The 20,743-nt window shown below is 68.4% G+C and carries 19 protein-coding genes and 1 tRNA gene; 6 read left to right on the top strand and 14 right to left on the bottom strand.

The annotated features are described in order from the left end of the window. Nucleotides 1-22: 22 nt before the first annotated feature. Both AB0B90_RS06825 and AB0B90_RS06820 read right to left on the bottom strand, forming a co-directional pair. Nucleotides 23-625: a DUF998 domain-containing protein gene (locus tag AB0B90_RS06825; RefSeq protein WP_350944931.1), complete on the bottom strand. Its 603-nt coding sequence runs from the start codon at nt 623-625 to the stop codon at nt 23-25. Nucleotides 626-770: 145 nt separating this feature from the next. Continuing rightward, nucleotides 771-844, bottom strand: a tRNA-Lys gene (locus tag AB0B90_RS06820). A 291-nt stretch (nt 845-1,135) separates the two neighbouring features. On the opposite strand from AB0B90_RS06820, the gene AB0B90_RS06815 reads away from it, so the two are divergent. Continuing rightward, entirely contained in the window at nt 1,136-1,504 is a 369-nt protein-coding gene (locus AB0B90_RS06815) for a PRC-barrel domain containing protein (protein ID WP_350944930.1), read from the top strand. A gap of 150 nt (nt 1,505-1,654) precedes the next feature. Here AB0B90_RS06815 and AB0B90_RS06810 read toward each other — a convergent pair whose 3' ends face one another. Next, nucleotides 1,655-2,254 carry a hypothetical protein gene (locus AB0B90_RS06810; protein ID WP_350944928.1) on the bottom strand — a complete coding sequence of 200 codons (600 nt, stop codon included), beginning with the start codon at nt 2,252-2,254 and terminating at the stop codon, nt 1,655-1,657. 66 nt (nt 2,255-2,320) lie between these two features. On the opposite strand from AB0B90_RS06810, the gene AB0B90_RS06805 reads away from it, so the two are divergent. Together AB0B90_RS06805 and AB0B90_RS06800 are read left to right on the top strand one after the other, a co-directional pair. Further along, nucleotides 2,321-2,833: a DUF6328 family protein gene (locus AB0B90_RS06805; protein ID WP_350944926.1), complete on the top strand. Its 513-nt coding sequence runs from the start codon at nt 2,321-2,323 to the stop codon at nt 2,831-2,833. Nucleotides 2,834-2,855: 22 nt separating this feature from the next. Then, the gene (locus AB0B90_RS06800; RefSeq protein ID WP_184719841.1) at nt 2,856-3,005 is read left to right on the top strand and encodes a GPGG-motif small membrane protein; all 150 of its coding nucleotides are present in this window, start codon (nt 2,856-2,858) and stop codon (nt 3,003-3,005) included. A 470-nt stretch (nt 3,006-3,475) separates the two neighbouring features. Here AB0B90_RS06800 and AB0B90_RS06795 read toward each other — a convergent pair whose 3' ends face one another. Further along, nucleotides 3,476-4,189: a metallophosphoesterase gene (locus AB0B90_RS06795; protein ID WP_362921225.1), complete on the bottom strand. Its 714-nt coding sequence runs from the start codon at nt 4,187-4,189 to the stop codon at nt 3,476-3,478. After that, complete coding sequence (locus AB0B90_RS06790) at nt 4,186-4,431, bottom strand: BON domain-containing protein (RefSeq protein ID WP_350944922.1); 246 nt, start codon at nt 4,429-4,431, stop codon at nt 4,186-4,188. The genes AB0B90_RS06795 and AB0B90_RS06790 overlap by 4 nt, the downstream gene beginning before the upstream one ends. A gap of 145 nt (nt 4,432-4,576) precedes the next feature. On the opposite strand from AB0B90_RS06790, the gene AB0B90_RS06785 reads away from it, so the two are divergent. After that, nucleotides 4,577-5,863: a glycosyltransferase gene (locus AB0B90_RS06785; RefSeq protein WP_350944920.1), complete on the top strand. Its 1,287-nt coding sequence runs from the start codon at nt 4,577-4,579 to the stop codon at nt 5,861-5,863. Nucleotides 5,864-6,079: 216 nt separating this feature from the next. Here the strand turns inward: AB0B90_RS06785 and AB0B90_RS06780 are convergent, their stop codons facing one another. From AB0B90_RS06780 to AB0B90_RS06755, 6 genes are all read right to left on the bottom strand, one after another. After that, nucleotides 6,080-6,331, bottom strand: a complete 252-nt coding sequence (locus tag AB0B90_RS06780; protein ID WP_350944918.1) for a DUF4235 domain-containing protein — start codon at nt 6,329-6,331, stop codon at nt 6,080-6,082. Nucleotides 6,332-6,457: 126 nt separating this feature from the next. Then, nucleotides 6,458-6,724 carry a DUF6458 family protein gene (locus AB0B90_RS06775; protein ID WP_362921221.1) on the bottom strand — a complete coding sequence of 89 codons (267 nt, stop codon included), beginning with the start codon at nt 6,722-6,724 and terminating at the stop codon, nt 6,458-6,460. Nucleotides 6,725-7,008: 284 nt separating this feature from the next. Next, complete coding sequence (locus AB0B90_RS06770; protein ID WP_350944914.1) at nt 7,009-7,842, bottom strand: MetQ/NlpA family ABC transporter substrate-binding protein; 834 nt, start codon at nt 7,840-7,842, stop codon at nt 7,009-7,011. 89 nt (nt 7,843-7,931) lie between these two features. After that, nucleotides 7,932-8,744: a DUF305 domain-containing protein gene (locus AB0B90_RS06765; RefSeq protein WP_362921218.1), complete on the bottom strand. Its 813-nt coding sequence runs from the start codon at nt 8,742-8,744 to the stop codon at nt 7,932-7,934. Between the two features lie 90 nt (nt 8,745-8,834). Further along, nucleotides 8,835-9,701: a lytic polysaccharide monooxygenase gene (locus AB0B90_RS06760; protein ID WP_350944910.1), complete on the bottom strand. Its 867-nt coding sequence runs from the start codon at nt 9,699-9,701 to the stop codon at nt 8,835-8,837. Nucleotides 9,702-9,821: 120 nt separating this feature from the next. Next, a complete protein-coding gene (locus tag AB0B90_RS06755; RefSeq protein ID WP_362921216.1) occupies nt 9,822-10,733 on the bottom strand; it encodes an NADP-dependent oxidoreductase in 912 nt (303 codons plus the stop codon). Nucleotides 10,734-11,000: 267 nt separating this feature from the next. Between AB0B90_RS06755 and AB0B90_RS06750 the strand changes: the two genes are divergently transcribed. Then, the gene (locus AB0B90_RS06750) at nt 11,001-12,254 is read left to right on the top strand and encodes an MFS transporter (protein WP_362921214.1); all 1,254 of its coding nucleotides are present in this window, start codon (nt 11,001-11,003) and stop codon (nt 12,252-12,254) included. 2 nt (nt 12,255-12,256) lie between these two features. Continuing rightward, complete coding sequence (locus AB0B90_RS06745; protein ID WP_350944907.1) at nt 12,257-13,093, top strand: MerR family transcriptional regulator; 837 nt, start codon at nt 12,257-12,259, stop codon at nt 13,091-13,093. Between the two features lie 345 nt (nt 13,094-13,438). Here the strand turns inward: AB0B90_RS06745 and AB0B90_RS06740 are convergent, their stop codons facing one another. From AB0B90_RS06740 to AB0B90_RS06730, 3 genes are all read right to left on the bottom strand, one after another. Then, nucleotides 13,439-15,097: an endonuclease/exonuclease/phosphatase family protein gene (locus AB0B90_RS06740; protein ID WP_350944905.1), complete on the bottom strand. Its 1,659-nt coding sequence runs from the start codon at nt 15,095-15,097 to the stop codon at nt 13,439-13,441. Between the two features lie 1,315 nt (nt 15,098-16,412). Further along, nucleotides 16,413-19,550 carry a M14 family zinc carboxypeptidase gene (locus AB0B90_RS06735; RefSeq protein ID WP_362921211.1) on the bottom strand — a complete coding sequence of 1,046 codons (3,138 nt, stop codon included), beginning with the start codon at nt 19,548-19,550 and terminating at the stop codon, nt 16,413-16,415. Nucleotides 19,551-19,831: 281 nt separating this feature from the next. Beyond that, complete coding sequence (locus AB0B90_RS06730) at nt 19,832-20,521, bottom strand: ThuA domain-containing protein (protein ID WP_350944895.1); 690 nt, start codon at nt 20,519-20,521, stop codon at nt 19,832-19,834. Between the last annotated feature and the right edge of the window lie 222 nt (nt 20,522-20,743).

The following is a 20,743-nucleotide window of genomic DNA, read 5'->3' as shown; positions in this document are numbered from 1 at the left end:
TCCCGGCATCCGGATCGAGGTGTCAGAGCGCGTTCTGCGAGCCGAAGCGCAGGAACACCGCCGCGACCCAGAGCCATCCCGGGACGATGAACGCCCGCTGGACGAGTCCGGCCCTCGGCGAGTCACGCTCCCAGGCTTTGCCGAACGCGTAGGAGGCGGCCATCAGGGCCGCCGCGGCGACGGCGGAAAGAACCTTCCACGCCACCTCCGGCAGGACGAACACCGCCACCGCCGCCGTGACGGGCAGCGAGAAGAACACGACGGCTCCGGCGTAGTCGTGCAGTCTGTGGGAGACGGTGACGTCCGCCGGATCCCCCTCCGGCGTACCCGGCGGATAGCCCCGCATCGGGTCCATCCTGAAGCCCGATGCCACAAGACCCAGCCCGAAGATCGCCAACATCCCGCCCAGCAGCGGTTGCCGCCCCGCGGTGGCGATCGAGACGCCGCCGACGGTGATCGCGGCGCCGGAGACGACGAAGTTCGAGATCTGGATCCACCCACGGGCGCCGAGGGCGAGGGCGCTGACCGGGTGGCGTACCGGCGAGTAACCGGGACGGGTCAGTCCGTCGACCAGAAAGACCAGCACGAAGAACAGGGCACCGCTCGCGCCGATGACGTATGCCACTTGACGTCCTCCGTTGTCTCGCACGCCATCGGTAAGGTCCTACCGCGAACCGGCCGACCACGGCTCGACGCCGGCGCTTGGGCGGTCCCGGCCTCTCGAAAACCAGGAAACCCCAGCTCGGCGTGCGAGCTGGGGTTTCCCTGGGTGCGCCGCCAGGGACTCGAACCCCGGACCCGCTGATTAAGAGTCAGCTGCTCTAACCAACTGAGCTAGCGGCGCTTGACGTTGACAAGCCTACCGGACCCGGCGCCGTGGTCCGTACATGATCGGATATATGCCCATCCGGAGGTCTGGAGATGAGCTGACATATGCCCATCGGGGGCGCCGACCGGAAAACTTCACCCCGAGCCGGGCGGGGCGAAATCCCGCGACGACCTGGTGCCGAGGGCGGAAACAGGGCGGAGCGAACAGTGTTCCGTACCGGCTGACTTGGGCAAATGCCGTTTAGGGCTTCTCTGCCGGGTAGGGGACCCGGAGCCCGAGGTATCACATCAAGGGAGACATTCAGTCATGCAGCCTGAGATCTGGAACTATCGAGCCGACGTGCACACCCAGGACAAGACGCTCGACGTCGCCGGATACCACGTCGAAGCCACCGACGGGAAGATCGGCTCCGTCGACGAGGCGACCTACGAGGTCGGCGAGAGCTACCTCGTCGTCGACACGGGCCCCTGGATCTTCGGCAAGAAGGTCCTCCTGCCCGCGAGCACGGTGACGCAGATCGACCCGCAGGAGAAGAAGGTCTACGTCGCGCGCACCAAGCAGGAGATCAAGGACGCCCCGGAGTTCGACGAGGCGAACTTCAAGGAGTCCGCGTACCGCGACCGGGTCGGCGAGTACTACGGCCGCTTCCCCTTCGGCGGACCCGGCACCGTCTGAGCGTCCTCCGATCCCGGGACACCGGGCGAGACGACATGAAGAGGGGGCCCACCAGATGGTGGGCCCCCTCTTCATGTCGTCCTGAGAACGGCCACGTCTTGGAAGGCCAGGTCGTCTCGGGCACGGGTGCGGGTCGCAGGTGAGGCCGTCTCAGGGCCAGGTCGGGTCGCCCGAGGAGTCGACGGGACCGGGAATGACATCGAGGCGCTGAAGGAGGGTGAGAAAGGTGGAGGCGTAGGGGGAGTCCCGCACGACGGCGGCGACGCGGTTCCAGTCGACCTGCTCGCGCAGGGCACGCACCTGCGGCAGCAGCGAGCCGTAGTCACAACTGTGCTCAGAAAGCGGCAGCAGCCACGAGATGACCAGGTCGGTGGCCTCCAGGACGGGCAGGATCACCGCCGAGGCCTTCATCGGCTCCGCGCGCTTCAGCAACTCGGGCGTGACCGGGTGGTCGCAGATCGAGAAGATCAGATCCACCAGCCTGCCCTCGTCGAAGGCCTTGACCAGCCAGTCCTCCGGCGGCTGCCTGGAGGTCTCGAATCCCAGCTTGCCCAGCGCCTCGAGCGCGAGCGGCACGTCCTCCTGGGGAAGGACGAAATCGACGTCATGGAGCGAGGGGGCGGCTCCGCGGGCGTAGGCCGCGCAACCTCCGGCGAGCGCGAACCTGACGTCCGCGTCCTTCAAACCGCTGCTCGCCCGCTTCAGCGTTTCCAGGATCGCGTCGGTGACCTCGTGACTGTGGCTTCCCATAACCCACGCGTACCCCGTAACCCCCCAGGTAGGCATGCCAAACCTTTCCTTGGGTAAACGATGCGCATGATTCACCCCGAACCCTCGCAAAAAGAACAATCAGCGCCCGGAGAGACACACAAGGAGCGGGTCGACCGCGAACTCGGCGAGTTGTTACAGGGCCTGCGCGTCGCCGTCACCGGCGTGCAGGTGCTTTTCGCCTTTCTCTTCAGCCTGCCATTCGCGGCGGGCTTCGAAAAATTGGACGACCTGGGGCACATACTGTTCTTCATCGCCCTGTTGAGCGCGGGCGTCGCGTCCGTCTGCTTCATCACCCCGGCCGCCCAGCACCGCCTCCTGTTCAGGAGCAGCCTGAAGGAGAAGATGCTGCACCGCGCCAACACCCTTGGCATCGCGGGGGCCGCCGGACTCGCGGTCGCGATGACGAGCACGGTCGCACTGGTCGCCGAGACGGTGCTCAACGCCTGGCCCGCGGCGTTGTTCGCCGGGGTCGTGGCGCTGCTGAGCGCCTGGCTGTGGTTCGTCCAGCCGCTGGTTGATCTGTACAGAACCAAGGATGAGGAAGATGTTAAGCAGTGAATTGTGAGGGCAGAGGCCGGTTATGGCTACTTTGCTTTGGATCATCGCAGTCGTCCTCGTCATCTCCGGGATCTACGTCATCCTGGCCCGTCGCGACCTGCTCTGGGGGATCGTCCTGATCGTCCTCGGCTTCCTCGTCGGCCCCGGGGGTGTGAGCATCTTCAATGTGTGACGCGAGCCTCGCGCTCGCGACAGCACAGATCGGTGCGAGCCGGCGGCTCGCACACCGCCCAGGTGCGGGCCACCCGACCCGCACGCCGATCCCGTACGGTCCGATGTCCGTACGCCGTCCGGTGCGGCCCTGAGGCCGGCACCATTTTCTCCAAGCGGGTTTCACACCCGCGAGAACACTTCGCAAGAATGTAAGCGCCCCGAACTCCCATAAGAAGCCTCGCGGGCCGGGTATACCCCGGCCCGCTTCTTCTTGCCCGGTTGTCCGGGATACCGATCGTCGCCGGTTGTCTGGAATACCGGTCTTCTCCGGCTGTCCGGGATACCGGCCCGCCTCTTCCTGGACCGGGATATGTCCACCTCTTCCCGGACCGGGACAGGCCCGCTTCTTCCCGGACCGGAAAATCCGAGATACCCGCCGAGACATCAGCGGGTATTCGCGTCATTCGGCACCCGAACGCGAGGCCCCCGTCAGAGGAGATACACGCCGTACGCCCGGCCCAGCACCGGCAGCGCCACATTGCGCACCCTGATGCCTCCCGGTGTCACGCCCTTCTCGGTACCCGAGTGGGCGTGACCGTGGATGATCAGGTCGGCGCCCTCGGCGTCGACCGCCTCGGCCAGCAGGTAGCTGCCGAGGAACGGATAGATCTCCAGCGGCTCCCCGGCGAGGGTGTCCTTGACCGGCGAGTAGTGGGACAGCACGACCGTGCGGTCGGCCTGCAGCTCCTTCAGCGCGACCCGCCAGCGGTCGGCGATCCGCTTGGTGTGCCCGACGAACGCCTTGATCTCCGGCTCGCCGAAGTCGCTGGCGCACTTGCCCGCGTACCCCCCGCCGAAGCCCTTGCCGCCGACCACGCCGAGCCGCACGCCGTCGATGTCGAGCACCGTCGCGTCGTCGTGCAGCACCTCGATCCCGGTGTCGCGCAGCAGGGCTGCGATCTCGGCGGGCTGGTCGGAGTGGTGGTCGTGGTTGCCGAGCACCGCCACCACCGGGATCGGCAGGTCGCGGAACTCGTCCGCCACCACCCGCGCCTCGTCCATGGTGCCGTGCCGGGTCAGGTCCCCGGCGAGCAGCAGGACGTCGGCCTTCTCCCCGATGTCGTGAAGCCGCTCGCGGTAGCTTCCCCTACGGCTCTCGTCCAGGTGTACGTCCCCGACCGCCGCGATCCGCACGTCTGTCACAGCCTCTCCTCCCCCATCGGCTCCCGTACGTCCACGACGTCGATCTCGTTGTGGACCTCCAGCTCGGGAGCCGCCTCACCCGCCACCTCCGCGATCAGCTCGCGCCGCTCGGAGCCGACGACCTGACCTCGCAGGTAGAGCCGATCACCTCGAATGTCCACCCGGATGCCGAGTTCCGTGGTCCTCTCGTCCTCGGCGAGCGCGCGCTGCACACGCGCCGCGACGTACTGGGGAGCCTCCATCGCCGAACTCCTTTCCGTCGGAAACTCATCGCCTTCCCGCGAATCCCAAGGTCAAACACGTTTAAAACCCCCGGTCAGGGCAGGGTAGAACCTCATGCCCAGGACGCAGGCACGCCTGCCCCGTACACCCGGTGGAGACGTGTCCATGAAGATCGCGATGGTGTCAGAGCATGCGAGCCCCCTCGCCACCGTCGGCGGAGCCGACGCCGGGGGCCAGAACGTCCACGTAGCCGCCCTCTCCCTCGCGCTCGCCGCCCGGGGGCACGAGGTGACCGTCTACACCCGCAGGGAGTGCCCCTCCCAACCCGATGAGACCTCCCTGGCCCCCGGGGTCACCGTGGTCCACGTACCGGCCGGACCCGCGATGACCCTGGCCAAGGACGATCTGCTCCCCTGGATGCCGGACTTCGGCCGGTGGCTCGCCAGGCGGTGGAGCGCCGCGCCCCCCGACATGGTCCACAGCCACTTCTGGATGAGCGGCCTCGCCGCCCTCGCCGCGGCGAGGGACGCCGCCGTCCCCATCGTGCACACGTTCCACGCCCTCGGCACGGTCAAGCGCCGCCACCAGGGACCGGCCGACTCCAGCCCGCGCGAGCGTCTCAGGGTCGAGGCCATGGTCGCCTCCCAGGTGGACGCGGTGATCGCGACCTGCGCCGACGAGGTGGCGGAACTGCGCCGGATGCGCATCCCCCGGCGCCGGACGAGGATCGTGCCCTGCGGCGTCGACGTGCGGTCCTTCACCCCTTCCGGTCCGAAGAGGGACCTCGGGCCGGGGCCCGTCCTGCTCGCCATCGGCCGTCCCGTACGCCGCAAGGGCGTGGACACGACGATTCACGCCCTCGCCCGCATCCCCGGCGCCACCCTGGTCGTCGCCGGAGGCGATGTCGACGACCCGGAGGCGAGGCGGCTCTCCCACGTTGCCGCCAGGTGCGGCGTCGCCGACCGCGTGAGGTTCCTCGGCAAGGTGAGCAGGCAGGACGTCCCCACCCTGATGCGTTCGGCGGACGTCGTGGTCACCATGCCGTGGTACGAGCCGTTCGGCATCGTGCCGCTGGAGGCGATGGCCTGCGGTGTCCCGGTGGTCGCGTCCGCGGTGGGCGGGCACCTGGACACCGTCGTGCCCGAGGTCACCGGTCTGCTGGTCCCACCGCGCGAGCCGTACGCGCTGGGCGGCGCGCTGCGCCGGCTGCTCGCCGCGCCGTCCGTGCTGGCGGCCTACGGCGCCGCGGCCGTCGCGCGGGCACGGTCCCACTACGACTGGAACCGGATCGCCGCCCAGACGTCCGCCGTGTACGCGGAGGTGCTCTCCTCCCGCGTCCCGGCCTCCCCCGTCCCGACACCCCACCACCTCCCGGCCTCCCGTGGCCTCCCCGCCCCCGTACGGCGGGTGGAACGCGCACACGGCGCCCAACCGTGTCCCGGAGCCGCCTGACGGATCCTGCGGTCCGTCTTCGGACGTGACTTCGCGAACGGCTTCGAACACGTCCCGGGCAAGGCTCCGGACATGGCTCGGAGTGCGGCTCGGGACACAGGCGGGACACCGCTCCGGACACGCTTCGGACGTGCGGAGGCCCCCGGTCCCTCGGACGGGATCGGGGGCCTCCGCACGAGGTCGGCCGCCAGGGGTGAGGGCGGCCACCTCACAAAGTCACTTGCCGGTGGCTCTGTGGATGCTCCGGGCGGCGGAACGGTCGATCGCGGCCCTCACCACGCCGAAGATGGCGCCCTGGATGGCGGACGCCACGAGGATCTCGCCCCAGCCGTACTCGTCCGACGTCGCCTGGGGGGCGTCGTCCTTGCCCGACGCGAGCTTCCAGACCTGCTTGAAGATGACTCCGGCGATCGCGCCACCGAGCATTCCGCTCACGGCGCTCGCGCCGCGGGATACGACTCTGCTCACGTCCTCTGCCCTCCGTTCGCGTTCACTGAAGCGGCCTGCCCACCCATGCGAACCAGTCCATAACGGATCCGGAACGACGGGCGACACCCGCTGACGGGCGGCTCCCCTATGAGAGAGATCCGCGGTTCACACCACCGGGGGGTCGTTGTAGTGACGCTCCTGGTAGGTGCGGCGGTGGGTGACGGGGTCCTCGATCACCGTGGTGGCCGTGGTGTCCGCCACCGCCCGGCGGGCGAGGCTGAGCCGGTACACGGCGAACAGGAGCCACGCGAAACCGCCGATCATCAGGATGACACCGACGACGTTGATGTCGAAGCCCGCGATGTCGAATTCGACCGCCCACGTGAGAATGGCGCCGAGCATTATGAGAACGATGCCGCCTGCGATGGTCATGGGATCTCCTCCTTCGAGCCAACTCACCTCCTCTATCCTCCGTGCGAATCTCAAACGTCACCCGGCGGTGGTAAATGCGGACGTCGGCCTCCCATGCGTCGTCACAGGCAGTCGTCACAGGCATAGGAGGCCCGGGAAAAGACTCGGCCGCGCCCCCCGCGACGGTGGGGGCGCGGCCGAGGGCATCGCGCGGAAGGTGACGGCACTCCCCGGTGGGGATCCCGGACGGTCCGCCCCGCGGGCGGGCGCGAACGGTGATCCCCTGAGGCCGGGCACCGGACGGCCTACTCCGCGGGCAGGACCGCGCCCTTGTACCTGTCCTCGATGAACTTCTTGACCTCGGGGCCGGTGAGGAGTTCGGCGAGCTTCTTCACCCGGGGGTCCTCCACCTTGGCCGGGACGGTGACCAGGCCGTTGGCGTACGGGTTGCCCTCGCCCTTCTCCAGGATCAGGGAGTCGGTCGCGGGCTGCAGCCCGGCCTCCAGGGCGTAGTTGCCGTTCACGATCGCGGCGTCCACGTCCTCCAGGGAACGGGGCAGCTGGGCCGCCTCAAGGGGCTTGAGCTCCAGTGCCTTGGGATTGTCGGCGACGTCACGTTCGGTCGCCTTCACCCCCACGCCCTCCTTGAGGGTGATCACGCCGTTGTCGGCCAGGAGCTTGAGCGAGCGGCCGAGGTTGCTCGCGTCGTTGGGCAGCGCCACCTGGGCGCCCTGAGCGAGCTCGGAGACGTTCTTGATCTTCTTGGAGTACAGGCCGAGCGGCTCGATGTGCACCGGGGCGACCCAGCTGAGCTCGATGCCCTTGCCCTTGGAGAACTCCTCCAGGTACGGGATGTGCTGGAAGTAGTTCGCGTCCAGGTTGCCCTCGTCGAGCTGGGTGTTGGGCTGGACGTAGTCGGTGAACTCGACGATCTCCAGATTCAGCCCGGCGTTGGCGGCGAGGTTGTCCTTGACGTACTTGAGCACCTCACCATGAGGCACGGGGTTTACCCCGACCTTGAGCGGTGCGTCGGCGTTCGGTGTGCCGGCGGGCTGGGCCGTGTCGGTGGACGTCCCCCCGCACGCGGCCAGGGTCCCGGCCAGGATCAGTCCGGCCACAACCCCAAAGATCTTGCGCATGACTCCCCTTAAATTCCTACACATCAAGTAGGAAATATATCTCACAAAAGGGAGTGCAAGGACAAATCCCTACTGGTCCGCTCAGATCTTTACTCTCCGCGCAGGGCGAGCATCCGCGCGATCTGCGCCGTACGCGAGACGTCGACGAGCCTGGCCAGCTTCGTGACCTCGGGGTGCAGCCCGGTCGCGACCGCCACCTTCGCCATCTGGGCGGCGTCGTCCTGCTGGGCGATCAACATGTCGAGGAACCGCCGCTCGAACTCGGCCGACGGGGCGGCGGTCAGCGCCGCCACCTCCTCCTCGCTCACCCCGGGCATCCCGCCGTGGGCGGCGTGCTCGTCGTCGTCGGCGGTCGCGGGCTGCCCCCAGGCGTCCAGCAGGCCGGACATCGAGACCGACTCCCTCTCCTGGGTCACGCCGATCGCCTCTGCGAGCTCCCTGACCTCCGGACGGACCTGCCGTTCGCGCACCAACCGCACCAGCCGTACCCCCTGGGCGTTGTGGGGCACCATCATCTGCAGGAACATCACGTCGGGAGGGTTGAAGGCGACTCCGGCGGCGGTCCCGACGGGCGGTGCGGGCGAGGGAGTGGGCACTCCCGCACCGGCGCCCCGCGCCGAGTGATCAGCCCCCTGGGCCGAGTCCTCTCCGGAACCCTGGGACCCGCCTTCCGAGCCGTGTTCCGGGTCGCCGTGCGTCCCCTGGGCGGATGTCGGCCGGGCGGGAGCGCCGACGGCGCCGTGTGCCCCGTGACCGGCGGGGCCTCCCCGGAGCTCCTGGATGCTGTCGGCGCCGCAACCGGAGAGCAGGAGGACCCCCAGGACCACCGCCGAGACCGCCGGAACTGCCAAGGCCGCCGGGATCGCCGGGATCGCCGGGATCACTGTGACCGCACGCTTCAAGACGAACTCCTCGGTTCTCGGGAGGGTTCCCGGAAGGAACGACGGGTCCGGGCGGGGCGGTGATCACCGCCCCGGCCGGATCTCACCGGATCAGAGTCGTCGCCACAGGGCGGGGACGTTCGGCGGCTCCCAACCGGCCAGCGCGGTGTGTGCCTGCAGGCACTGGTAGGTCGCGCCGCCGTAGGTCACCGTCGCGCCCACCGCGTAGGCGGTGCCCGCCTTCCAGGTGCCGCCCGGCTGGCTCGTCGGGGTGGGCGTCGGAGTCGGGGTCGGCCGCGTGGGGGTCGGCGTCGGGGTCGGAGTCGATGTGGGGGTGGGGTTGCTGCCGCCGAAGTTCACGTCGGAACAGGTGTAGAAGGCCTCGGTGCTGCCCACGACACGCTGCCAGATCGAGAAGATGAGCTGGCGGCCGCTCCGCTGCGGGAGGTTGATCGTCCAGTTGGTGAACTCGGTGGGGTTCTGGTTGTTGAAGGTCCTGATGTGCTCCAGATCCGACCAGCGCAGCGGCTGGGTGGGGCTCCAGCTCTGCTTGGTGATGTAGAACTCGAAGTTGCTGTTCGCGTGCGGCGCGGTCGCATGGTAGGTGACCGTGAGCGGCCCCGGGGAGACCGAGGTGGCGGGCCAGTCGGCCCTGGCGAGGTTGAGCCCGCGATACTTGTCACGCCCGGCGCCGCACAGCTCGCCGTCGGGGATGATCTGGCGGTGGTTGCCACCGGCTTCGAGCCGGGACACCTCGTGCCAGTCGTAGAAAGCCTGGGTGCCCCCGGCCGCGACGGCCGCCTTGCACGCCGCCGACTTGGGGGTCTCCGGGCCTTCCGTCTTGCAGACGTACGCCCGGCTGGGCGGGTTCGACATGGAGCCGTGGGCGACCGCCGCGGTGGACGGCAGCAGAGCGAGCACGGACCCTACGCTGATCGCGGCGGCGGCACCGGTGGCCACCTTGTGTCGCAGATGCACGTGGACTCCTCCTGGAGAGAGAAATGGGAGGCAGGACTGTCCAACGAGCCGACGGATAGCACGTTATTAACAAGAAACCTTACTAAGAATTCCGGTCACAACGCCAGCGATACGCATATATCAGTCCGTGACCAGCACGACCTTGCCCTGTCCGTGCCTGCCGGCGACCTCACGGTGGGCGTCCGCGGCCCGCTCCAGCGGATAGGTCCCGCGCACGGGGAAGACGAGGTCGCCCTTGGCGTACAGGGCGGCGAGCTCGGCGAGGCGAGACGCCTGCCGCACCCCCTGGGTCACCTGCACCCCCAGCTCCGCGGCCCTGCCGTGCTCGACGAGCGTGACGATGCGCTCCCCCTTCACCAGCTCCAGGGAGACGTCCAGCGCCTCGCCGCCCGCGCCGTCCACGACCAGGTCCACCCCGCCGGGGGCGAGGGCGCGCACCCGCTCCAGCAGTCCCTCCCCGTACGTGACCGGGGTCGCGCCGAGAGCGCGCAGGTAGTCGTGGTTCTCCTCGCGGGCCGTGCCGATCACCGTGGCCGCTCCCCAGAGCCGGGCGAGCTGGACCGCCGCGGTACCGACCCCGCCCGCGGCGGCGTGGACCAGGACCGTGTCCCCCTCCCCCACCCCGAGCTGCCGCAGCGCGATGTGGGCGGTCTGGGTCCCCGCGGTGAAACCGCCCGCCACCTCCCAGGGCATGTTCGCGGGCTTGGGCGTGACGTTCTCCGCCGGTACGACCACGTACTCGGCGTAGCAGTTCAGCAGGTTGAAGCCCAGGACCTCGGCGCCCACGGAGATGCCGTTCACCCCTTCGCCCACCTGGTCGACCACCCCGGCGAACTCGTTGCCCGGCACCCGGGGCAGCTCACCGCTCACCCCCTGCGGGGTCCATCCCTCCCGGATGGCGAGGTCGAACGGCTGCACGCCCGCGGCCCGCACGCGCACCCGCACCTGCCCCTCGCCCGCCTCGGGCGTCGGAAGCTCCGCCGCCCGCAACACCTCGGGACCGCCGAACTCGAAAAACGCGGCTGCCTTCATGGGACTCCCCTTCGCTCGCGTACGCCTTCGCTCGCGTACGTCGCTCGTGTGCGTCACCCAGCCTGTAACCTCAAGCATGGTCGAGGTCAACTCACCCGCTCCGAGTGCGGAGAGGTCACCGTCCCCGCGCGGAAACCGGCGACGGTGTTTCCGGCAGGTGTGAGTGCGGGAACGAGGGCGCCGGCCGGGACGGCTTCACTCGCGTTCACCGGGCGCCTTCGGCCGCCGGCTTGACTGTGCCGTAGCGGCATGGTTTGTGATGCGTCCATGAGTCGAAGCACCTGGGTTTATCTGGGGTCGTACAGTCTCTCCCTGCTGGGGAACGGGGTCGCGTCCGTCCTGTTCCCGTTGCTGGTGCTCGCGAAGACCGGTGACATCCTCGCCGCCGGCGTCCTGGCGTCGGTGACCGCCGCGGTCGCCGCGGTCGTGGGAATGCTCACCGGGGTGGTCGTCGACCGGGTGAACCGGCGGACGGTATCGATCGTCAGTGACGTGTTGTCCGCCGCGTCGGTCGCCGCGGTCCCGGTCGTGGACGCGTTGTGGGGGTTGAACCTGACGTGGTTCATCGTGCTGGGCGTGATCGGCGCGTTCGGGGACATGCCGGGGATGACGGCGCGGGAGACGCTGCTTCCCCGCCTCGTCCACCTCGACGGCGGTGAGCCGGGTGCGCTGGACCGGCTGGTAGGTGTCCGCGAGTCGCTGGCGGGCGCGCTGATGCTGATCGGGCCCGGCCTGGGCGGGCTGCTGGTGTGGCTGTTCGGTGTGAGTGCCGCCGCGTTGTTCATCACCGCCGGAATGAGCCTTGCCGCGGCGTTGCTGTCGTTCGCGATGTCGTCCCGAGTGGGAGAGATCCCGCTGACCGATGTCCGCACCGCGGGGACGGGAGTTCGCGGGGTGTTCACCGACCTGGCGACCGGGTGGCGGTTCCTGCTCGGGCACCGACTGGTGCTGGGCGCGAGCCTGCTGTCGGCCGTGTTCGTCGCGGTGATCGTGGCGTTGCAGGCGACGATCATGCCCGCCTACTTCACGAGCGAGAACCTGCCGGAGTTCAGCGGGTTCGCGGCGACCGGGATCGCGGTCGGTGGTCTTCTCAGCGCGGGCGTGTACGCGGCGACCGTGGGAAAGGTGTCGCGCCGCGCCTGGTTCGTGATCGGGATGGTCGGCACAGGCATCGGATTCACCGTGATCGGCATGATGGCGGCGCCCTGGACGGTGCTGGCCGCGGCCGTGTTCATCGGCCTGACCAACGGCCCCATGTCCGCGGTGCTGGGGGTGGCGACCATCGAGGCGACTCCGGATGAGATGCGCGGACGTGTCCTCGGTGCGCAGAACGCTCTCATGCTCGCGGCACCTGCCCTCACCTCGGCTCCCATCGCCGCGTTCGCCTCCGGGTTCGGGCTCGCGACGGCGGGCATCGGGATCGCGGTCGTGATCGTGGTGACCGTCGTGGTCGCGCTGTGCGTCCCCGCGTTCCGGTCGTTGGACACAATAGGTGTGGCGGTGGAAGCGAAGGAGGGGTGATCGTGGCGTGGAGCACCAGGCAACTCGCGGACCTCGCCGGCGTCACGCTGCGCTCGATCCGTCACTGGCACGACATCGGGCTCCTGCCCGAACCCGAACGGCTCACGAACGGCTACAAGCAGTACACCGCCCGGCACCTCGTACTCGCGCTGCGCATCAACCGCCTCGCCGGCCTCGGTTTCCTCCTCGACGACGTCGCCCGGATGCTCGATTCCGAAGAGCACGGTCAGAAATCCCTGCGCGGACTACGCATGGAACTCGACACCAGAATCGCCGACCTCGAACGCATTCGATCCGAGGTCGACGAGCTGATCGGTCTCGGGGTGTCACCTGACCTGTCTCCCGAGGCACTCCTCGCGATGGAGGCACTCGGCAACGATCCCGCCTCACGCAACGTCGCCCTCTTTCTCACCCACCTGATAACGAAGGAGGACACGCTCACCTTCGTCAAGGCCCTGAAAGACGCACCCGAGGACCTCCTCCACGTCAACACCGCGATCCAGGAGCTACCCGCCGACGCCTCGGAACACGAGATCGCCCTACTCGTCGACCGTGCGGTCGCCGCGATCCGCGTGTTCCTCGCCACCCACGGCAACGCGCTCCCGGCCTTCCCCGACAGAGCCGGGGAGCGAACGAACAGCGACGCACTGACAGCACTCATAACGGAGAACATGAATCCCGCCCAGCGGCGCACCATACGACTCATCGGCGAACACTTCGACCGCAGCCCCGAGTGGGACATCATGTTCGGTCCCGCCACGGTGCCGCCGGCGGAGGGGGGACGCGCACCCGCGACGGGCGGGTCCGGTCCTGGTCACCGCGCTAGACGAAGGCCGTGACGCCCTCGTACTCCGCTGTCGGGGCGGCGCCGGCGGCCTCGTACTGAAGCAGCAGCGGGCCCCTGTCCAAGCAATAGGTGAACAGCCCTCGGGTCATCGGAGAAATCCCGGACACGCGGAGGCCGGGCGTCACGGGGGTGACGCCCGGCCTCGCGGTCGGGTTACCGGCGGGACGGCCTGGCTATCCGATCAGGTGTCTCATGTCCGCCCTCCTGTTCGGCGATCCCGACGCAACCGAAGCCACCCGTTCGGAGGAGACGGGATGCCTGCTCACGTGGCCCCGCTCCACAAGCCGGTGACACCGTCCTGGTGCTCGTCGTACAGGCGAGAACTACCTGCGCTCGGTCAGGGCGCCTTCCTCGGGAGGTACAGGTCGACGGAACTGTGGATGATCAGGTGGTCGGAGCAGGGGTGGGTGTCGCAGTTACCGGCGTCGACGATGTCGACGCCGGCAATGGGCACGCTGAAGTGGTCACGGCTGAGGAAGGTGTAGTCGATCTTGCGGTTGCCGCCGACCCGTGTGGGCCGGCCGCCCCTGACCGGTTCGCACATCCCGTCCTCGCCGACGCAACTGCTCCAGTAGGTGTCGGTCTCCCAGAAGTTTCCACTCCCGGCCGGGTAGTAGAGCGTGCCGATCGCGGCGTCGTCCGGGGTGAGGTTGAGGTCGCCCATCAGGATGAACGGCCTGGAGTTCGCCTCGGGACCGAACACGCGGGTCAGCTCCCGGGTCTCGGCCTGTGCTCCGGAGGCGTCGCCGTCGGCCAAGTGTGTCGAGCAGGCCTTCACCGGCTGATTGGCCGGCGGGAAGTTGGCCACGACGCAGGCGACGCTGCGTTCCTCCGTGATCACGGGCTGGTCGCGCTCCTCCAGCTTGTGGTCGCTGGTGAACATGTATCCCTTCTGCTGGGTCACTTCGGCGCGTACCAGGATGGCGTTCCCGGCCTCGTTGCGGGTGTCGGGGAAGACGATGCAGTCGGGGACGAACGTGCGGGACTCCTGGAAGTATCCCTGCATCGCGTATCCGGCCGCCGCCAACTGGTCCACCAGGTGCGCGTACTGACGGTCACAGATCTCGTTGAGCGAGATCACGTCGGGGCGGCGCGCCTGCACCTCCCGCACGATCCGCCCGATGATCGGGTAGGTGCCGTTGTTCAGGATGCCGCCGGACAGGTTGAAGTGCATCAGCTTCAGTGGCGTGACGGGGTTGAAGCGCACGCCGCTGGTGGCGACGCCGCTGGTGTTGCTGTTACGCAGATGCCACTGGAAGGGGCCGTTGGTCAGGGGCAGCGCGACCGCGGGGGTGTCGGAGCCGTTGCCGTCCCAGTCGCCCGTGGCGAAGAACACCGACGACGCGCTGCCGCTGCCGTAGGTGAACGTCACATTGGCCGACCCGGCGTTGTTGGTGTTGCGCAGCTGCCAGGTGAAGGGACTGGTGGCGGTGTTGATGAATCCGATGGTGTCGCGGCCGTCGTTGTTCCAGTCGCCCGCGATGGGCTTCCCCGCCCCGCTGCTGTAGGTGAAGGTCAGGTCGGCGCTCCCTGCGGTGTTGCTGTTGCGCAGCAGGTACGTGTTGGGACTGCCGGGCCGGAACAGGCCCGGGGTGTCGTCGCCGTCCTTGTCCCAGTCGCCGACCAAGGGCTGGGTGTCCGAGGCCGCGCCGTAGCCGAAGGTCACGTTGGCGGACCCCGATGAATTGCTGTTGCGCAGTTGCCACGACGGCGTTCCGCCGGTGCGTACGAAGACCCCCGGGGTGTCGATGTCGTCGTTGTTCCAGTCGCCCACGATCGGTGTCGCGCCACTGGCGCCGTAGGTGAAGACGGTGTCGGGGACGAGGTTGTCGACCCAGAAGTTGTCGTATCGGTCCGTCAGGTACCACGTCATCGGGTTCGTGGAGGTGTCCACGATGCCGTACGTGTCCGTACCGTCACCGTCCCAGTCTCCCGAGATGATGACCCTGTCCTGGGATTGCGCCACGGCCGGTGCGACCGGCGACACGACCGCCATCGGCACCACGGTAAAGAGCGCCGAGACGATAATCGTGACAATCCTTCGTAACACTCGAATACCTCTTTCGGATTCCTCGCGAGGTCGAGGTGAGTTCATGCCGAGTCGGCGAATCACGAAATCGATGAAGCGCATGATTCGCGGCGGACCGTCACGGTCTCGTAGCTGCGGGGCATGAGACGGTGGAAATCAGTCCGCTGAGGCTCCGTTCGGCGATCCGGCACCGATGCGGAGCGGTGAACCCTCAGGCGGCACGGGCGCGGTGAACGGTGTCGATGCCGTGTTCGGCGACGGTGCCACGGTGAGGGGATGTGGTGAGAGCCGTCGGCCTCGCCACTCGCGATCGGAGCGCGGGTGCCGACGAGCCTTCATGGATGTCGGCGGCGGTGACCTGCACCGCCCACGGCGTCCGGGAGCACCGGTGAGAACGCCACGCCTTCTGCCGACGCTTCCCCTTCGCAGCGTCGTTTTCCCAGGTGGAAGCGGGTGCGTTGGCCGAGGATGTGACGCCTGGGCGTCGGTCACGCGGAAAGTCGGTTCGAGCGCGCGCCTTCCGACGACGCGGACCGGCCGGCGCGGCGAGCCTCCGAGACACCACCGGGCGAGACGGTTGCCCGCCCTGACCAGGAACGGACGGTCGGCGCGGCGGGCGGCGCCGGGGCATGGCGGCACGGTCGAGACGAGGAAGGTGCGCGTGTCATGCTCACGCGGTCGGCGCTTGGACCAACCAAAGCCATCGGACGAACTCCAGATGCATTGAGACGAGCGCGACTTTCATTCGAACTTGATGACGAAACTACATTGTCAAACTCCAGACTGTAAAGCCTTTTCGATCCTGGTCGAAAAGCGTTGAGTTTCCTCACAGAGTGTGCGTCTCATCGACCGGAAACGGCCGGAACCCTCGCCGTTCAGGAGGAGCTCGATGGCTTCGCGCGGTCTCTCGGCGTCGCCTTGGAGCGCACGACCGACACCTACGATTCACTGGTACGCGCCGCGCTGTCCCCGGCCTAGAACCTGGAACACGGACAGGTCACCGGCCTCGACCGGGTCACCACACGGCAGGTAGGCCGCTTTCACATGGTCAGCTGGACCGCCGTGGACGCGGCTGTGCGGACGACGTCAGCGTGGCCGGTCTTCTTCCATCGGCCGGCAACGCCGGGCTCGGCGGATTCCCTTCCGGCATCTGTGACCACTGTGGGTCCGGTGACTCAAGCGCGGAGGCCGGGCGCCAACGGAGTGACGCCCGGCCTCGCGGTCGGGGCCGGGTGACGGGGGCACCCGTCAAGCGGGGATACCCGTCGCCGGCGGGAGCCGGTTAGCCGATCAGGTGCTTCATGATCTTCTTGATGGTCGCGGCGCGCTCGGCCGGGGAGGCCACCTGCTCCAGGCCGAAGCCGAGGAAGACGGTGTCCTTCGTCGAGACGGCCGCCGTCTTGTCGGCCTGCGCCCTGGCGAAGTCACCGGCGCCCGTCGGGCTGCCCGGGGGCGGTCCGGGGATCGCCCAGGCGCCGAGGCCGGACTCGAAGCCCTCGGCGGCGAGCTGGCCACCGCTGGTGGTGACCTTGGTGTCGTCCACGAACGCGCCGGCGCCGCCGGTGGCGGGGTCGGTCACGTAGCTGACCGACACCTCGACCTTCTTGCCCGCGTACGCGGACAGGTCGAAGGCGACCGGCTGCCAGCCGCCGGAGCTACCGGTGAAGGCGTTCCAGGAACCACTCGTCCCGGTCGGCGTGCAGGGGTCGCCCGGGGTGAGGTAGCGCAGCAGCCACGGGTGCTCGTCCAGCAGGAAGCCGACCTCGCACTGGGCCGGGACGTCGGCGCTGGTTCGGCCGTTGAGGTCGGGCAGGGTGGTCCAGTCGTCCTGGCCGACCGTGTGCGCCTCGACGATGACGTTGTCGTAGCCCTCCTCGGTGTCGTACGAGAGCTGGAACTGCAGCTTGGGCTGCTGCGCGGCGGGGACGGCCGCGAGGTCGATCGTGCGCGTCAGCCTCTTGTACGCGTCGTCGGTGTGCGGGCCCGCCACGTACCAGTCGCCCTCGACCGGGTCGAACGGGCCGGTCGCGCCGATGTAGTCGCCCGAGGCCCAGCTCTTGAACTGGGGGAACTTCGCGGGCGGCAGCGTGTTGCTGGTCACCTGCAGGTTGCCCGCCTCGTCCAGCGGGTTGTCGGCGAGCGCCGGGCCGCCGAAGGTGCCGCTCGCGCCGTTCAGTCCGGGACCGATGCCGGTGAACCCGGTCGGCCCGACGCGCGGGTTGCGGCCGTAGACACCGAGGTAGTACTGGGCGAAGTCGTCGGCGAGGATGAGGCACTCCTCGAAGAAGCCGGCCTGGGTGGTGATGACGCAGTCGGAGTCCGGCGCGCCGTCCAGGCCGTAGTAGATGCCGCCGAGGCTGGTGCCGAAGAAGCCGAAGTATCCCGCGGTCTCCCCGGTGTAGAGCAGCTTTCCTCCCTCGTTGAGGTAGTCGCGGACGGAGACGGTCAGATCCTGCTGCTCGCGCTTGACGTCCATGTCGGGAAGCGGGCCGAACGGGGTCTCGGTCTCCACGTCCTGGGCGTCCATCGCGAGCCGGTCGTCACCGAGGTACCAGGCCACCGCCTTGAAGTGGCCGAGCACCCCGAGGTGGTGCGGCACGCCCTGGGCGTCGACGTCCCACGTCTCCGAGGCGTATCCGGCGGTCTGCAGCGCCTGCCTGTACTGCGCCGCGTACTTCGGCGCGGTCACCGAGGCCGGGTAGTCGGGGTTGAATCCGGTGTAGTCCTCGTTCGCCACGATGAGGACCTTGGCCTTGGACTTCTTCTCCAGCTTGTACGTGAAGTGCTCGCTCTCCACGGTCCCGACGCCGGGCTTGTGGCCGGTGAACCAGACCTCGACCTTGTCTCCCGGTTTCGCGCCCTCCACCTTGGAGCGGTACTCGGCGAAGTACAGGTTGTTCTCGTCGCCGTACCGCTCGCCGCCCTTCCACTCGCTGAGGCCGCGCTGGCGCACGGGGCCACCGTTGATACGGAAGCGCAGCTGCTTGGTGAGCAGGGACTTTCGCATGGTGACGGCCACCGGCTGCGGGTCACCGTAGGAGACGGTGAAGCTGTCGGGCCGGAAGTCGGGGACCGTGCGGCCCACCGGGGAGACCGGCGCGTCGGGGGTCTTCACGGACTTGGCGAGATTGACCGCGAGCGGGACGTTCTTGGCGAACTCCGCCTGGATCAGGGCCTCGCTGTCGGGGAAGGTGAAGCCCGAGCCGCCCGCGCAGTCGGCGAGCGTCCACTCGTCGTCGGGGACGCTCTCGACCGCGACCTCGCAGGTGCTCATCTCCGGTGTGATCGTGAGCGCGTCGTGCTTGTTGGTCATGTGACCGTCGGTCTCGCCGTTGGTCGTGTAGAGCTCGGCGCCGATGTCGGGGTCGTAGCCGGGTACGGCCGGGGTCGCGTCGTCACCGAGCAGCGCCTCGAAGATGAGGTCGTCGGGAGAGGGGGTCGCCTGCTGCCAGCCGACGCCGTACAGCAGCAGCTGGGCGGCCGAGTGGTAGTTGAGGATGTAGGTGAAGTCGACCCGCTTGGCGAGGTTGTCGACGGCCTTGGTCTCGGGTTCCGACTGCGCGCTCGGGCCCCGGTAGGTCTGGCTCGCCGGGTTGTCGGAGGAGCCCTCGTTGTCGTAGCCCCACTTGTAGGCGAAGTTACGGTTCAGGTCGACGCCGTCGGCGCTGGTGATCTGGCCGTCGTTGTTGTTGTCGCGGAGGTTCTTGCGCCAGAGGCGGTTGCCCGCGGTGAAGGTGTGGTCGTAGCCGTCGGGGTTGGAGACGGGGATGAACCAGAGCTCGACGTTGTCGACGAGCTGGGTGATCTCGGGGTTGGTGCCGTAGCCGTTCAGGTAGTGGAGCAGGAGCCTGCGGTTCATCTCCGGGGTGATCCACTCACGGGCGTGCTGGGCGGACATGTAGAGCACGGCCTTGCGCGCCCCGTCCTTGAGCTGCCGCGCGTTCTTCGTCACCTTGATCGCGGTGAGCGGCTGCCCCTTGACCGTGGTGCCGAGGTCGACGACCTTGGCGATGTTCGGCTTGGCGTTCGCCGCGTTGACGATCTGCTCGCGGATGCCGCCGGCGCCGCTGTACGGCTTGAAGACGCCGTCCCCCTTCGCCGCCTGCCTGCTCGCCGCAGCGGGCCGCTGGACCTTGAGGTCGAGGCCCGCCTTGCCGAGCTGCTCCGCCTGGGCCGCGCCGAGGATCGCCTCGACGCTGACCTTCTCACCGTTCGCGGATTTGGTGATCCGCAGTTCCTCACGCTCGACACCCGACTTCAGCAGCTCGTCCATCTGCTGCGGGGTGAGCTCGCCGACGTAGACGCTCACTCCGTCGTCGCCGTCGGCGGATGGATCGGGTACCGCCGCCGCGGGCGTGCTCACCATCAGGCCCAGGAGCAGGACCGCGATTGCGAGAACGACCGATCTCGCACGTTTCATTGCGACCTCCGTACATCCCCCGAAAGATAGGAATGCACGAAATCTGGGGGATAGTCGGACCTGAGTCAACGTCAACCATCGCCATGATTCCGCGCTGACCTGATCTGGTCAGGACGTGCCCGGGGCCTCCGGAATCACGAGGGACGCGCGGCGTACGAGTCCTCGAAGACGCTCCCGAAGCCGTCTTCATGGACCGTCTCCGGAGACGGTCCATGAAGACGGCGAGGGTCCCGGCCGGGCGAACCCGGCCGGGACCCTCCTGGCGGGGAACCGCGAAACCGTCAGCTCCCGAAGTCACCCGTGGCGACCCCGGCCGCGTAGCGAAGCCCGCCGTACAGGTGGGCGCGGAAGTTCGGCTCACCGTAGGACTCGATGGTGTGGCCGAGGCCGGTGTACCAGGACCGGCCGCCCTCGTACGTCCGGTACCAGGCGATCGGGTGGTCGTCTCCCATCGACCCGCCGGAGTAGGTCGACTCGTCCAGCGTGGCGAGCACGTGGACGGTGGAGCGCGGGTTGGTGCGGTAGTTGTACAGCTCGTCGGTGCGCACCCAGGTCGTCGGCAGGTGAGCCGTCGAGGGGTGCGCGCCGTCCTCCACCCGCACGGTCACCTGCTGGATCTCGGGGTGGGAGGAGAAGTAGGCGCCGACGAGGCCGCCGTAGAAGGGCCAGTCGTACTCGGTGTCGGCGGCGGAGTGGACGCCCACGTATCCGCCACCGTCCGCGACGTACGACTCGAACGCCGTCTTCTGCGCGGCGTCGAGCACGTCGCCGGTGGTCATCAGGAAGACGACCGCCCGGTATCGGGCGAGGTTCTCGGCGGTGAAGACACCGGCGTCCTCGGTGGCGTCGACGGTGAAGCCGTTCTCGGTCGCGAGCTCGCCCAGCGCGGCGATGCCCGCCGGGATGGAGTCGTGCCGGAACCCGGCCGTCTTGGAGAAGACCAGAACCTCGTATGCCGGATCAACGGTCATAAACGGAGCACCCAGACCAATCGTGACGACGAACATCGCGGTGATCACCGCGATGTATTGCGTACCCTAAATCCCCATTTTTCATAAGAAGTAGCTGTATCGCGTAGATCGCTGGGTGCCGTACCCCCGCGCGTGGCGGAGCCGGACAGTCGGGATCCCGTTCGGTGAGGCTCGCCCGCGCCGGTCGGGGCCAGATGGCCGCGATCGGATAAACCAGTCGAA

Origin of the sequence: Streptosporangium sp. NPDC049078, assembly GCF_040648855.1 — a bacterium.
Classification (GTDB): domain Bacteria; phylum Actinomycetota; class Actinomycetes; order Streptosporangiales; family Streptosporangiaceae; genus Streptosporangium.
This window is presented reverse-complemented; position numbering and strand designations above follow the sequence as displayed.